At 72.1% G+C, this 13,169-nt stretch carries 15 protein-coding genes; 11 read left to right on the top strand and 4 right to left on the bottom strand.

What is annotated here, in order from left to right; translation table 11 throughout:
• Positions 1–3 precede the first annotated feature (3 nt).
• The 4 genes from tpiA to AOM07_RS05900 all read left to right on the top strand — a co-directional run bounded on the left by tpiA (position 4) and on the right by AOM07_RS05900 (position 1,973).
• Complete coding sequence (gene tpiA / locus AOM07_RS05915) at positions 4–795, top strand: triose-phosphate isomerase (protein ID WP_062311851.1); 792 nt, start codon at positions 4–6, stop codon at positions 793–795.
• A gap of 87 nt (positions 796–882) precedes the next feature.
• Complete coding sequence (gene secG / locus AOM07_RS05910) at positions 883–1,128, top strand: preprotein translocase subunit SecG (RefSeq protein WP_062311850.1); 246 nt, start codon at positions 883–885, stop codon at positions 1,126–1,128.
• Between the two features lie 22 nt (positions 1,129–1,150).
• Positions 1,151–1,513: an RNA polymerase-binding protein RbpA gene (locus tag AOM07_RS05905; protein ID WP_062295965.1), complete on the top strand. Its 363-nt coding sequence runs from the start codon at positions 1,151–1,153 to the stop codon at positions 1,511–1,513.
• A 178-nt stretch (positions 1,514–1,691) separates the two neighbouring features.
• Complete coding sequence (locus AOM07_RS05900) at positions 1,692–1,973, top strand: SelT/SelW/SelH family protein (protein ID WP_062311849.1); 282 nt, start codon at positions 1,692–1,694, stop codon at positions 1,971–1,973.
• A gap of 125 nt (positions 1,974–2,098) precedes the next feature.
• Here the strand turns inward: AOM07_RS05900 and pgl are convergent, their stop codons facing one another.
• The 4 genes from pgl to tkt form a co-directional block, all read right to left on the bottom strand.
• Complete coding sequence (gene pgl / locus AOM07_RS05895; RefSeq protein ID WP_228374388.1) at positions 2,099–2,833, bottom strand: 6-phosphogluconolactonase; 735 nt, start codon at positions 2,831–2,833, stop codon at positions 2,099–2,101.
• Positions 2,830–3,750 (bottom strand): glucose-6-phosphate dehydrogenase assembly protein OpcA, encoded by a 921-nt coding sequence (locus tag AOM07_RS05890; protein ID WP_062311848.1) that lies wholly within the window; start codon positions 3,748–3,750, stop codon positions 2,830–2,832. The genes pgl and AOM07_RS05890 overlap by 4 nt, the downstream gene beginning before the upstream one ends.
• A complete protein-coding gene (gene zwf, locus AOM07_RS05885) occupies positions 3,747–5,264 on the bottom strand; it encodes a glucose-6-phosphate dehydrogenase (protein WP_228374527.1) in 1,518 nt (505 codons plus the stop codon). The genes AOM07_RS05890 and zwf overlap by 4 nt, the downstream gene beginning before the upstream one ends.
• Positions 5,265–5,657: 393 nt before the next feature.
• Entirely contained in the window at positions 5,658–7,721 is a 2,064-nt protein-coding gene (gene tkt, locus AOM07_RS05880) for a transketolase (protein ID WP_228374387.1), read from the bottom strand.
• A 157-nt stretch (positions 7,722–7,878) separates the two neighbouring features.
• On the opposite strand from tkt, the gene AOM07_RS05875 reads away from it, so the two are divergent.
• Genes AOM07_RS05875 through aroH form a run of 7 tightly spaced genes read left to right on the top strand, consistent with a single transcriptional unit; the run spans position 7,879 to position 13,163 of the window.
• Positions 7,879–8,832 (top strand): heme o synthase, encoded by a 954-nt coding sequence (locus AOM07_RS05875; protein ID WP_082227156.1) that lies wholly within the window; start codon positions 7,879–7,881, stop codon positions 8,830–8,832.
• Between the two features lie 2 nt (positions 8,833–8,834).
• Complete coding sequence (locus tag AOM07_RS05870; protein WP_062311845.1) at positions 8,835–9,752, top strand: site-specific tyrosine recombinase XerD; 918 nt, start codon at positions 8,835–8,837, stop codon at positions 9,750–9,752.
• A gap of 32 nt (positions 9,753–9,784) precedes the next feature.
• Complete coding sequence (locus AOM07_RS05865; RefSeq protein WP_062311844.1) at positions 9,785–10,600, top strand: ParA family protein; 816 nt, start codon at positions 9,785–9,787, stop codon at positions 10,598–10,600.
• Position 10,601: 1 nt separating this feature from the next.
• Complete coding sequence (locus AOM07_RS05860; RefSeq protein ID WP_062311843.1) at positions 10,602–11,462, top strand: segregation and condensation protein A; 861 nt, start codon at positions 10,602–10,604, stop codon at positions 11,460–11,462.
• Entirely contained in the window at positions 11,459–12,004 is a 546-nt protein-coding gene (gene scpB / locus AOM07_RS05855) for an SMC-Scp complex subunit ScpB (protein ID WP_062311842.1), read from the top strand. The genes AOM07_RS05860 and scpB overlap by 4 nt, the downstream gene beginning before the upstream one ends.
• Complete coding sequence (locus tag AOM07_RS05850; protein ID WP_062311841.1) at positions 12,004–12,753, top strand: pseudouridine synthase; 750 nt, start codon at positions 12,004–12,006, stop codon at positions 12,751–12,753. The genes scpB and AOM07_RS05850 overlap by 1 nt, the downstream gene beginning before the upstream one ends.
• Positions 12,754–12,800: 47 nt before the next feature.
• Positions 12,801–13,163 carry a chorismate mutase gene (aroH, locus tag AOM07_RS05845; RefSeq protein WP_062311943.1) on the top strand — a complete coding sequence of 121 codons (363 nt, stop codon included), beginning with the start codon at positions 12,801–12,803 and terminating at the stop codon, positions 13,161–13,163.
• Positions 13,164–13,169 lie beyond the last annotated feature (6 nt).

Genomic DNA, 13,169 nt, shown 5'->3' with positions numbered 1-13,169 from the left:
CCCATGGCACGTACCCCGCTGATCGCCGGCAACTGGAAGCTCAACCTCGACCACCTCGAGGCGACGCACACCGTCCAGAAGCTCGCCTGGCTGCTGCGCGACGCCAAGCACGACTTCTCCGAGGTCGAGGTCGCCGTGCTGCCGTCGTTCACGTCGCTGCGCTCCGTGCAGACGCTCGTGGACGCCGACCAGCTCGAGCTCAAGTACGGCGCGCAGGACATCTCCGAGCACGCGTCCGGCGCGTACACCGGCGAGGTCTCCGGCACCCAGCTGTCGAAGCTCGGCGTCTCGTTCGTGGCCGTCGGCCACTCGGAGCGCCGCCAGTACCACGGCGAGACCGACGAGGTCGTCGCGGCCAAGACCAAGGCGGCCTTCGAGCACGGCATCGTGCCGATCGTCTGCGTCGGCGAGGGCCTCGACATCCGCAAGGCCGGCGAGCACGTGTCCTACACGCTCGCGCAGGTCGACGGCGCGCTCAAGGACCTCCCGGCCGAGCAGGCCAAGGACGTCGTCATCGCCTACGAGCCCGTGTGGGCCATCGGCACCGGCGAGGTCGCGACCCCGGCGGACGCGCAGGAGGTCTGCGCGGCCATCCGCGGGCGTCTCGCGGAGCTGCACGACCAGGAGCTCGCGGACGGCGTCCGCGTCCTCTACGGCGGCTCGGTGAAGTCCTCGTCGATCGCGCAGCTCATGGCGGAGGAGGACGTCGACGGCGGCCTCGTCGGCGGCGCCTCGCTCGACCCCGAGGAGTTCTCGAAGATCGCGCGCTTCAAGTCGCACAACGTCGCGATGTGACTCACCACCGGCCCGGCCCCTCGAGGGGCCGGGCCGGTGCTGTGCGTCGCGTATCCTTGTGAGCGCAATCCATCATCTGGGAGAACAGTGGACATCCTCGAGACCATCCTGTGGGTCATGCTGGTCGTGACCTCGCTGCTGATCATCGCGCTGGTGCTCATCCACCGCGGTCGCGGCGGCGGCATCACGGACATGTTCGGCGGCGGCATCGCGTCCGGCGTCCAGTCGTCCGCCGTAGGCGAGCGCAACCTCACGCGCATCACGTGGGGCACCGCGATCGTCTGGGTGGCCGTGGTCGTGCTGCTCGGGCTCGTGTCCCGGTTCTCCCTCTAGCAAGGCGACGGAGGTCGTACCCATGGCAGGGGGCAACGCCATCCGAGGCTCGCGCGTAGGCGCCGGGCCCATGGGAGAGGACGAGCGGGGCGAATCCGCGCCGCGTCAGGTCGTCTCCTACTACTGTGCGCGAGGTCACGTGACCTCGCCGAGCTTCGCCACCGGCGACGACCAGGAGATCCCGGTCGAGTGGGACTGCCCGCGCTGCGGGCTTCCCGGCGGTCTGGACCCGGACAACCCTCCGGAGCCGATCCGCAACGAGCCGTACAAGACGCACCTCGCGTATGTGAAGGAGCGTCGCAGCGACGAGGAGGGCGCCGCCCTCCTCGACGAGGCGCTCACCTCGCTCCGCGTCCGTCGCGGCGATCTCGCGGTCGCCGACTGACACGGTCGTGACGAAGGGGCCGCCCTTCCCCCAGCGGGGAGGGCGGCCCCTTCGTCGTCCCCGCGCGCGGCGGCCGGCCCGCGCATCGTCCACCCCTACCGCCGGACGTACCGCCGGCGGTGCAGGAATCTCCGAGGCGCCGCTACCGTTGGCCCCAGCACGAACGAAAGGACCCACCGTGCAGATCGAGATCGAGTACTGCGTGCCCTGCGGCTACCTGCCGCGCGCGACCGCCGCCCAGACCCGCCTCCTCGAGGAGTTCGGCAACGCGATCGCCGGCGTCACGCTCAAGACCGGCCGCAAGGGCGTCTTCACCTTCCGCGCCGACGGCGAGGAGATCTACGCCAAGCCCGCCGAGTTCGACATCGAGGACATCGTGACGACCGTGCGCGGCCGCCTGCCCGAGCGCGACGGCGTGCAGCCCGAGGGCCGCGACCTGCTCATGGGCAAGCGCCACTGATCCACCTCCGCACCTGACACCAGGAACGGATCTCAGCGCGACACGCCGACGGCCGGCCCCGTTTCGGGGCCGGCCGTCGGCGTGTCGAACTGGATTCCGTTGCCAGTGTCAGGCGGGACGAGCGGCTAGACCTTCGCGACGGCCTCCGCGTCGACCAGCCACAGCGTCTCGACCGTGCCGCGCACCGCGGCCGCCGGAAGCTCGAGGTCGCCGTGCAGCGACCGCGCCACCACGTCCGCCTTCGCGGCGCCGGCGGCGACCACCCACACGCGGCGTGCGCGGCGGATCGACTCGAGCGTGAGCGAGACCCGCGTGGGCGGAGGCTTGGGGGAGTCGTGCACCGCGATCGCCTCCGCGCCGCGCTCCGCGTAGCCGGGGTGGCCCGGGAAGAGCGAGGCCACGTGGCCGTCGGGACCCATGCCGAGCATGAGGACGTCCCACTCGGGCGTGCCCTCGACGGCGACGTCCTCGGCGTACGAGAAGGCCGCTTCCTCCGCGGTGGCGAAGTCCGAGGACGCGCCCATCCGGTGGATGTTCTCCTCGGGCAGCGGGAGCGACCCCAGCAGGGCCTCCTGCGCCTGGCCCTCGTTGCGGTCGGGGTCGCCGGCGGGCACGAAGCGCTCGTCGCCCCACCACACGTGCACGCTCGTCCAATCGACGGCGGACGCGAGCGGGGAGCGCGCCGCGGAGGCGAGCGTCGCGATGCCCACCGTGCCGCCCGTGAGGACGATGTCCGCGCGGTCCTGGACCGACAGCGTGTCGATGAGGGTGACGAGCAGGCGCGCGGCGGTCGCGTCGGCCACGGCCTCGGCGGACGGGTGGACGACGACCCGGGTGGCGTGGTCGGACACGGCGGTCACAGCGGCACCACCGTCTCGGCCGTGAACGAGGCCAGCGCCTCGCCGTAGACCTCGTCGGAGTCGAGGCGGCGCAGCTCCTCGGCGAGCGCCTCCTCGAGCGAGCGGGCCGGCAGCGCGATGACGTGGTCCGGCTGGCCGGGCTGGGTGATGCGGGCGTTGTAGCGGTCCGGGCGGCTGATCGAGATCTGCCCGGAGGGCGTCTCGAGCACGATGCTCTGCAGCGCCGCGACCGAGTCGTCGTACTCGGCCTCGACCTCGCAGTCCAGCGCGCGCTTGAGCCACGCGCCCAGCAGCAGGATCGACGGGCTGTTGAAGTCGCCGTGGATGCGGGCGCGCGTCACCTGCGGGTCCGGCACCTGCTCGAGCGCGACCGCGAGCAGCGCGCGCCAGCGGGTGAGGCGCGTCCACGCGAGATCCGTGTCGCCGGGGCGGTAGCAGTGCGCGAGCGACAGCAGCGTGCCCACGGGGTCGTCCTCGCCCTTGGTGTCGGTGATGCGGCGCTGCGCCATCCGGCCGAGCGAGCACTCCGCCATGTCGTCCGGGACCGCGGCGGGCCACCACACGACGATGGGGGCGTCGGGCAGCAGCAGCGGGGTGACGAGCGTGTCGTCGTGCCCGATCTGCGCGCCGGACGGGCGCAGGACGATGACCTCGGACGCGCCGGCGTCGCCGCCCACGCGGATCTCCGCGTCCAGGCGGGCCTCGTCGGAGGCGCCGGGCGCGATGACGATGATGCGGCACGGGTGCTCGCGGGACGCCACGTTGGCGGTCGCGATGGCCTGCTCGGCGTCCGCGTCCGTCGCGTCGATGACGAGGGTCATCACGCGGGCGAGCGTGATGACGCCGCCCTCCTTGCGCGAGTCGACGAGCCGCTTGTTGATCTCGCCGGTGGTGGTGTCGGGGATCTCGATGATCATGGGCGCCTCCAGGCACGTCCGTCGCGGGCCATCATCGCGTCCGAGCTGGGCGGGCCCCAGGTGCCGCTGCGGTAAGGCTCGGGCTGACCCTGGGTGGACCAGTACTCGGTGATGGGGTCGAGGATCTTCCAGGAGAGGGCGACCTCCTCCTGGCGGGGGAACAGCGGCGGGTCGCCGAGCAGCACGTCGAGGATGAGGCGCTCGTAGGCCTCCGGCGAGCTCTCGGTGAACGCGTTGCCGTACGCGAAGTCCATCGTGACGTCGCGCACCTCCATCGCGGTGCCGGGCACCTTGGAGCCGAAGCGCAGCGTCACACCCTCGTCGGGCTGGACGCGGATGACCAGGGCGTTCGCGCCGGCGTCGCCGCCGCTGACCTCCTGGAAGTGGGGCGAGGGCGCCTTCTTGAACACGAGGGCGATCTCGGTGACGCGGCGGCCCAGGCGCTTGCCGGCGCGGAGGTAGAACGGGGTGCCCGCCCAGCGCCGGTTGGGCACCTCGAGGCGGATCGCGGCGTACGTTTCGGTGATCGAGTCCGCGGAGATGCCGTCCTCGTCGAGGAATCCGCCCACCTGCTCGCCGCCGCGCCAGCCGGCCGCGTACTGGCCGCGGGCCGTGCCCTCGCCGAGGTCCTCCGGCAGCACGGTCGAGCGGAGCACCTTCTCCTTCTCCATGCGGAGGTCGTCGGCCTCGAAGCTCGCGGGCTCCTCCATCGCGGTGAGCGCGAAGAGCTGGAGCAGGTGGTTCTGGATGACGTCGCGGGCGGTGCCGATGCCGTCGAAGTAGCCCGCGCGCGACCCGATGCCGATGTCCTCGGCCATCGTGATCTGCACGTGGTCGATGTACTGCGAGTTCCAGATCGGCTCGAACAGCTGGTTCGCGAAGCGCAGCGCGAGCAGGTTCTGCACCGTCTCCTTGCCCAGGTAGTGGTCGATGCGGAACACCGAGTCGGGCGGGAAGACCTCCGACACCACCGCGTCGAGCTCCTCCGCGGACTCGAGGTCGTGGCCGAACGGCTTCTCGATGACGACGCGGCGCCACGTGCCCTCGTGCGGGTCCGACAGGCCCGACTCGCGCAGCTGAGTGACCACCTGCGGGAACGCCGACGGCGGGATCGACAGGTAGAAGGCGTGGTTGCCGCCCGTGCCGCGCTCCCGGTCGAGCTCCTCGACGGTCTCGCGCAGGCGCTGGAAGGCCTCCGGGTCGTCGAACGTGCCCTGGACGAAGCGGATGCCCTCGGCGAGCTGCTGCCACGTCTCCTCGCGGAACGGCGTCCGCGCGTACTTCTTCACCGAGTCGTGGACGACCTGCGCGAAGTCCTGCTCGTCCCAGTCGCGGCGGGCGAAGCCGGTGAGCGCGAAGGCCGGCGGCAGCAGGCCGCGGTTCGCGAGGTCGTACACCGCCGGCATGAGCTTCTTGCGCGCGAGGTCGCCGGTCACGCCGAACATGACGAGGCCGCACGATCCGGCGATGCGGGGCAGGCGGCGATCACGCGGATCGCGCAGGGGATTGTTCACTCTTCGACCTTCCAGGGGGGACGTCAAGTCGGACAGGGACGCTCCCGTCATCCTATTGCGCGGGCACGATGCGGCGGCGCCACCAGGTGAGACGGGCGGCGGTCGGCGGTCACCGCTGCGACGGTGCGGCGGTGCGGCCGTGCGGCGGTGCGGCCGTGCGGCGGTGCGGCCGTGCGGCGGTGCGGCGGTGCGGCGGTGCGGCAACTTGGAGGATCCCGGGAGAAGAACGTGCGCTTCCCTCCCAGAATTCTCGAAGTTGCCGCATAAGGGCGGGGCGGCCGCATGAGGGCGGGGCGACGAGCGGCGGTAGTGGGCGACGGGTCGGCCGGGGGCGGGGGAGACGCAGCGAGGGGCCCCGCCGTCGGCGGGGCCCCTCGTCGTGGATCGTGCGGATCAGCCCGCGGCGGCGATGCTCTCGCGTGCCTGGGCGGCCACGTTCTCCGCGTTGAAGCCGTACTTCTTCAGCAGCAGCGCGCCGTCGGCGGACTCGCCGAAGTGGTCGACCGCGACCGTGCGGCCGGCGTCGCCGACCAGGTCGCGCCAGCCGAGCGCCGAGCCGGCCTCGACCGACACGCGCGCCTTGATGCCCGCCGGGAGGACCGACTCGCGGTACTCGGCGTCCTGACGCGAGAAGCGCTCGCGCGACGGCATCGAGATGACGCGGGCCTTGACGCCCTCGGCGGCCAGGAGCTCGCGCGCCTCGACGGCCACCGACACCTCGGAGCCCGTGGCGATGAGGAGCACGTCGGCGTCCTCGTCGGCGCCCGCGACGACGTAGGCGCCCTTGAGCACTCCCTCCGTCGAGGTGCCCTCGAGGACCGGCAGGTTCTGGCGCGACAGGATGATCGCCGACGGACGGTCGGTGGTCTCCAGGATCGCCTTCCAGGCGGCCGCGGTCTCGTTCGCGTCCGCGGGGCGGATCACGTCGAGGCCGGGGATCGCGCGGAGCGTCGCGATGTGCTCGATCGGCTGGTGCGTCGGGCCGTCCTCGCCGAGGCCTACCGAGTCGTGGGTCCACACGAAGGTGGTCGGGATCTGCATGAGCGCCGCGAGGCGGACCGAGGCGCGCATGTAGTCGGAGAACACCAGGAAGGTGCCGCCGTACACGCGGGTGAGGCCGTGCAGCGTGATGCCGTTGAGGATCGCGCCCATGCCGAACTCACGGATGCCGAAGTGCAGCGTGCGGCCGTACCACTGGCCGTTGGGCCAGGAGTGGGTCGAGTGGTGCGGCGGGAGGAACGACGGCTCGCCGGCCATCGTGGTGTTGTTCGAGCCCGCGAGGTCGGCCGAGCCGCCCCACAGCTCGGGCAGCACCGGCGCGAGGGCCGTGAGGACCTTGCCCGAAGCGGCGCGGGTCGCCACCTTGGTGCCGGCCTCGAAGGTGGGGAGCGCATCGTCCCAGCCCTCGGGCAGCTCGCGCTTGACGAGGCGCTCGAGCAGCGCGGCGCGCTCGGGGTTTTCCGCCTCCCAGCGGGAGAACGCGGCGTTCCACTCCGAGTGCGCGGCCTGGCCGCGGTCCTTGACCTGGTGCATGTGGGCGAGGACCTCGGGCTCGACCGCGAAGGACTGCTCGGGGTCGAAGCCGAGCACCTCCTTGAGGCCCGCGACCTCGGCGGCGCCGAGCGCCGAGCCGTGCACGCCGCCCGAGTTCTGCTTGGTGGGGGACGGCCAGCCGATGATGGTGCTGAGCGCGATGATCGAGGGCTTGCCGGTCTCGGCCTTCGCCGCCTCGATGGCGTCGTAGAGGGCCTGCGGGTCCTCCTGGTAGCCGTCCTCGGTGACCCACGAGACCTTCTGGGTGTGCCAGCCGTACGCCTCGTAGCGGCCGAGCACGTCCTCGGTGAAGGAGATGTCGGTCTCGTGCTCGATCGAGATCTTGTTGTCGTCCCAGATGACGATGAGGTTGCCGAGCTCCTGCGTGCCAGCGAGCGCCGAGGCCTCGTGCGCCACGCCCTCCTGGAGGCAGCCGTCGCCCGCGATCACGTAGATATGGTGGTCGAACGGCGAGGTGCCGGGGGCGGCGTCGGGGTCGAGGAGGCCGCGCTCGCGGCGCGAGGCCATCGCCATGCCGACCGAGGACGCGATGCCGGTGCCCAGCGGGCCCGTGGTGATCTCGACGCCGTCGGTGTGTCCGTACTCGGGGTGGCCCGGGGTGAGCGAGCCCTCGGTGCGCAGCGACTTGAGGTCGTCGAGCGAGAGCTGGTAGCCCGAGGCGAAGAGCTGGAGGTAGAGCGTGAGCGACGAGTGGCCCGCGGACAGCACGAAGCGGTCGCGCCCGAGCCAGTGCGAGTCCGCCGGGTCGTGCTTCATCACGTTCTGGAAGAGCAGGTAGGCGGCGGGGGCCAGCGAGATGGCCGTGCCGGGGTGGCCGTTGCCGACCTTCTCGACGGCGTCGGCCGCGAGGACGCGGAGGGTGTCGACCGCCCGGCGGTCGACGTCGGTCCAGTTGATGGTCACAGGTGTCTCCCTCGACAGGTATCGGGTACGGGGGTCAGCCTACAAGGGCCGGGCGGCTTTGTAGTACGTTCACATTTCTGGGAGCGGTGCCATCTCACGCGTCGGGACGAGCCCACCACGGACCCTGGTCCCGGTGCGCGCGGTTACACTTGTCCGCATGCCGATCGCCACCCCCGAGGCTCATGCCGCCGTGCCCGTCGCGGCCCCCCGCCGGGTGATGGCGACCATCGGAGCGTACGTCGCGCTGACCAAGCCCCGCATCATCGAGCTGCTGCTCGTCACCACCATCCCCACCATGGTCCTCGCCGCCGACGGCTGGCCCTCGCTGGGGCTGCTGGCGGGCACGCTCATCGGCGGCTCGCTGTCCGCGGGCGGCGCCCAGGTCTTCAACAGCTACCTCGACCGCGACATCGACGCGGTGATGAAGCGCACCCGTCGCCGACCCCTCGTGACCGGCGCGGTGTCCGAGCGCGGCGCGCTCGTCTTCGCGTGGGTGCTGTCGGTGGTCTCGACGCTGTGGTTCTGGCTCGTCGTGGGCTCGCCGCTCGCCGCGGTGCTGTCGGTGCTCGCGATCCTCGGCTACGTCGTCGGCTACACGATGATCCTCAAGCGCCGCACCGCGCAGAACATCGTGTGGGGCGGCATCGCGGGCTGCATGCCGGTCCTCATCGGTTGGGCGGCCGTCACCAACGAGCTCGCGTGGACGCCGTTCCTGCTGTTCCTCATCATCTTCTTCTGGACGCCGCCGCACTACTGGCCGCTGTCGATGAAGTTCCGCGGCGACTACGAGAACGCGCGCGTGCCGATGCTGCCCGTGATCGCGCCGGCCCGCACGGTCGCGATCGAGATGATCGGCTACGCGGCCGCGATGGTCGCCACCACCCTCGCGCTCGCCTGGGTCGCGGGCATGACATGGGTGTACGTCGGCGTCGCCGCCGCCGCGGGCGCCTGGTTCCTCGCCGGCTGCGTGCGCATGTACCGCCGCTCGCGCGCGGGGGAGTCGAAGCTCCACGAGATGCGGCTGTTCCGCGACTCGATCACGTACCTCTCGATCGTGTTCGCCGCGGTCATGGTGGACCCCTTCCTCACCGACGTGCTGTCGGTCCGCTGACGATGCTCGAACGGCAGCGTGACGCGTACCTCGCGCACGTCGCCGTGGAGCGCGGGCTGAGCCCGAACACCGTCGCCGCGTACCGTCGCGACCTCGACCGCTACGCCACCTTCCTGGCCGCGCGCGGCCTCGCGGACCTCAAGGACGTCACCCGCGAAGACGTCGCCGCCTTCGCCCAGGGCGTCAGCACCGGCGAGGACGGCGGCCGCGCCCTGGCTCCCGCATCGGCCTCCCGCACCGTGGTCGCGGTGCGCGGGTGGCATCGCTTCGCGGTCCTCGAGGGGTGGACCGCCGGAGATCCCTCGGCGCAGGTCAAGCCCCGCGCGATCCCCAAGCGCCTGCCCAAGGCCATCAGCACCGACGAGGTGGACCGGATCCTCGCGCAGGCCGGGACCGGCGACGGCCCGGCGCCGCTGCGCGACCGCGCCCTGCTCGAGCTCGTCTACGCGACCGGCGCCCGCATCTCGGAGGCGGTCGGCCTCGACGTCGACGACGTGGTCCTCGACCGCGGCGAGGAGACCGTCCTGCTGCGGGGCAAGGGCCGCAAGGAGCGCATCGTCCCCGTGGGAGGCTACGCCGTCGACGCGCTCGACGCGTACCTGGTGCGCGCCCGTGGGCCGCTCGCCCAGGCCGGCCGCGGCACGCCCGCGCTGTTCCTCAACACCCGCGGCGGGCGGCTGTCGCGCCAGTCCGCGTGGGCCATCCTGCGCGTCGCGGCCGAGCGCGCCGGGGTCGAGGACGTGTCGCCCCACACGCTGCGGCACTCGTTCGCGACGCACCTGCTCAACGGCGGCGCCGACGTCCGCGTCGTCCAGGAGCTGCTGGGCCACGCCTCGGTCACGACCACCCAGATCTACACGCTCGTCACGCGCGACACGCTGCGCGAGGTGTACGCCGCGACGCACCCGCGCGCCCGCTGAGAACGGCCGCAACCAGGCGGTAGGGTTGGCGCGTGACCGACTTCCCTGCACCCGAACCCCTTCCCAGCCACGGTCCCGCGCGCGTCGTCGCGCTGTGCAACCAGAAGGGCGGGGTGGGCAAGACCACCACGTCGGTCAACCTCGCCGCCGCGCTCGCCGAGTACGGGCGCAAGGTGCTCCTCATCGACTTCGACCCGCAGGGCGCCGCCTCGGCCGCGCTCGGGATCAACGCCGACGCGCTCGAGAGCACGGTCTACAACCTGCTCATGGAGACCGGCGTCTCCACCCGCGAGGTCATCCTCGAGACCAAGGTGCCGGGACTCGACCTGCTGCCCGCCAACATCGACCTGTCGGCCGCCGAGGTCCAGCTCGTCGGCGAGGTCGCCCGCGAGAGCGCGCTCGCCCGCGCGCTGCGCCCGGTGCTCGACGACTACGACGCGATCCTCATCGACTGCCAGCCGTCGCTCGGCCTGCTCACCGTCAACGCGCTCGTCGCCGCGCACGGCGTCGTCATCCCGCTGGCCGCCGAGTACTTCGCGATGCGCGGCGTCAAGCTGCTCGTCGACACCATCCGCAAGGTGCAGGACCGCCTCAACACGCGCCTCACCATCGACGCGATCGTGCCGACGCTGTACGACGGCCGCACGCTGCACGCGCAGGAGGTCGTCGAGCGGGTTCGCGACGCGTTCGGCGACCAGGTCACCGAGACGATGATCCACCGCACCGTGAAGTTCCCCGACGCGACCGTCGCCGCGGAGCCCATCACCACGTTCGCCCCGTCGCACGCCGGCGCCGAGGCCTACCGTCAGCTCGCGTGCGAGCTCGTGGCGCGCGGGGTCGCCGCCTAGCGTGACCGCCGAGGTCGCGACCGAGTCCTCGAAGGGGTTCGAGGTCCACCTCGACAACTTCGAGGGGCCCTTCGACCTGCTCCTCAGCCTCATCTCCAAGCACCAGCTGGAGATCACCGAGGTCGCGCTCGCGCGGGTCACCGACGACTTCCTCGCGACCATCGCGTCGCACGAGGACGACTGGGACCTGTCGCAGGCCTCGGAGTTCCTCGTGGTCGCCGCGACGCTGCTCGACCTCAAGGCCGCGCGCCTGCTGCCGCAGGGCGAGGTCGACGACGTCGAGGACCTCGAGCTGCTCGAGGCGCGCGACCTGCTGTTCGCCCGCCTCCTCCAGTACCGCGCGTTCAAGCAGGCCGCGGCCGGCTTCGCGGAGCTGCTGTCCGCGCCGCGCCGTGTGCCGCGCGACGTCCCGCTCGAGCCGCAGTTCGCGATGCTGCTGCCCGAGCTCGTGTGGACCGCGACGCCGGAGATGCTCGCGCAGCTCGCCGCGCACGCGCTCCAGCCCAAGGCGGCCCCCTCCGTGAGCATCGCCCACCTGCACAACCCCGCCGTGAGCGTGCGGGAGCAGGCCGCGGTCATCACCAACCGGCTGCAGCGCGAGGGTGCCGTGTCGTTCCGGTCGCTCGTGCGGGACGCCGGCAGCACCGGAGTCGTGGTGGCGCGCTTCCTCGCGCTGCTCGAGCTGTTCCGCGAGGCCGTGGTGGCCTTCGATCAGGTACGCTCCCTCGGCGAGCTGACGGTCCGGTGGACCGGCGGCGAGTCCGCCGTCGAGGTGTCGGCGGAGTTCGACGAGGACGATGCGATGGGCGTCGCCTCCGAGGCCGCGGGGATCGCGGCCGCACCCGGTGAGGAGAGGCCGTGAACCCTGCAGCCCTGCGTGGCGCGCTCGAGGCCGTGCTCATGGTCGTCGACGAGCCCGTGCCCGCCGCGGAGCTCGCCGCCGCCGTCGAGGTCCCGGTCGCGGACGTCACCGCGGCGCTCGAGTCCCTGCGCGACGAGTACGCCGACCCCGAGGCGCCGCGCGGCTTCGAGCTGCGCGAGGTCGACGGCGGCTGGCGTGTCTACTCGTCGCGGCTGTTCGCGGACGTCGTCGGCCGCTTCATCGTCGAGGGCCAGTCGGCCCGCCTGTCGCAGGCGGCGCTCGAGACCCTCGCGGTCGTCGCGTACCGCCAGCCCGTGACCCGCGGCCAGGTGTCGCAGATCCGCGGGGTCAACGTCGACTCCGTCATGAAGACGCTCGCCGCGCGCGGGCTCGTGACCGAGGTGGGGGAGAGCGCGGGCGCCGTCCTCTACGGCACGTCGACGGAGTTCCTCGAGCGCATGGGCCTGTCCACGCTCGACGACCTGCCGCCGCTCGCGCCGTACCTTCCCGACCTCGCCGACATCGATGGGGAGGGCCGCTGATGGCCGAGCTCGAGATCCACCGCCCCGAGGGCATCCGGCTGCAGAAGGTGCTCGCGTCCGCGGGCGTCGGCTCGCGGCGCAAGTGCGAGGACCTCATCGAGGCCGGCCGCGTCAAGGTCGACGGCGAGGTGGTCGACCAGCTCGGCGTGCGCGTCGTGCCCGAGGAAGTCGTGATCGAGGTCGACGGCGAGCGCATCGCCGTCGACGCGAGCCACGTCACCGTGGTGCTCAACAAGCCCTTCGGCGTGGTGAGCACGATGAGCGACCCGCAGGGCCGCCCCGCGCTCGACCAGTTCGTGCAGCAGTACGACGAGCGCCTCTTCCACGTGGGCCGCCTCGACGCGGAGACCACGGGCCTCATCCTCCTCACCAACGACGGCGACCTGGCCAACCGCCTCGCGCACCCCACGCACGGCGTGTCCAAGGTCTACGTCGCCAAGGTGCGCGGCCGCGTCTCCAAGCACCTGTGCACGCACCTCAAGGAGGGCATCGAGCTCGACGACGGTCCCGTGCGCGCGACCGCCTGCCACATCCTCGACGTCACCCAGGACTCGTCGCTCGTGCAGGTCGAGCTCCACGAGGGCCGCAACCGCATCGTGCGCCGCATGCTCGACCAGATGGGCCACCCCGTCCTCGAGCTCGTGCGCACGCAGTTCGGCCCGATCCGTCTGGGCACCCTCGCGCCCGGCGAGGTCCGCCAGCTGGGCCCGGTGGACGTCGGCCGCCTCATGGACGCCGCCGGCATGTAGCCGGCAGGGGCCCGGGAGGGACCCCCGCGACCGATACGATGGTCGCCATGACGATCCGAGCGATCCGTGGCGCCATCACCCTGGACCGCGACGAGAAGGAGCACCTGCACGACCGCACGACCGAGCTGGTGGACGCGATGATGCGGGAGAACTCGCTCTCGACCGACGACCTCATCTCGGTGGTCTTCACGTGCACCCCGGACATCGTGAGCGACTTCCCGGCCGCGGCCGCCCGCACCATGGGCTTCGGCGCCGTGCCGCTCATGTGCGCGCAGGAGATGGCCGTCCCGGGCGCGCTCCCGCTGGTCGTGCGCGTGATGATGCACGCGTACCTCGACCGGCCCCGCGACGAGGTCGCCCATGTGTACCTGCGCGACGCGGTCAAGCTGCGCCGCGACCTGGCCCAGTAGGAGCGG

Origin of the sequence: Demequina rhizosphaerae (assembly GCF_000971255.1) — a bacterium.
GTDB classification, from domain to species: Bacteria; Actinomycetota; Actinomycetes; order Actinomycetales; family Demequinaceae; genus Demequina; species Demequina rhizosphaerae.
This window is presented reverse-complemented; position numbering and strand designations above follow the sequence as displayed.

Excerpts from the sequence above, each read along its gene's own strand:
- tpiA (WP_062311851.1), top strand. The coding sequence starts at position 4 with ATGGCACGTACCCCGCTGATCGCCGGCAACTGGAAGCTCAACCTCGAC.
- AOM07_RS05870 (WP_062311845.1), top strand. The coding sequence starts at position 8,835 with ATGCTCGAACGGCAGCGTGACGCGTACCTCGCGCACGTCGCCGTGGAG.
- AOM07_RS05875 (WP_082227156.1), top strand. The coding sequence starts at position 7,879 with ATGCCGATCGCCACCCCCGAGGCTCATGCCGCCGTGCCCGTCGCGGCC.
- AOM07_RS05850 (WP_062311841.1), top strand. The coding sequence starts at position 12,004 with ATGGCCGAGCTCGAGATCCACCGCCCCGAGGGCATCCGGCTGCAGAAG.
- AOM07_RS05905 (WP_062295965.1), top strand. The coding sequence starts at position 1,151 with ATGGCAGGGGGCAACGCCATCCGAGGCTCGCGCGTAGGCGCCGGGCCC.
- aroH (WP_062311943.1), top strand. The coding sequence starts at position 12,801 with ATGACGATCCGAGCGATCCGTGGCGCCATCACCCTGGACCGCGACGAG.
- AOM07_RS05890 (WP_062311848.1), bottom strand. The coding sequence starts at position 3,750 with ATGATCATCGAGATCCCCGACACCACCACCGGCGAGATCAACAAGCGG.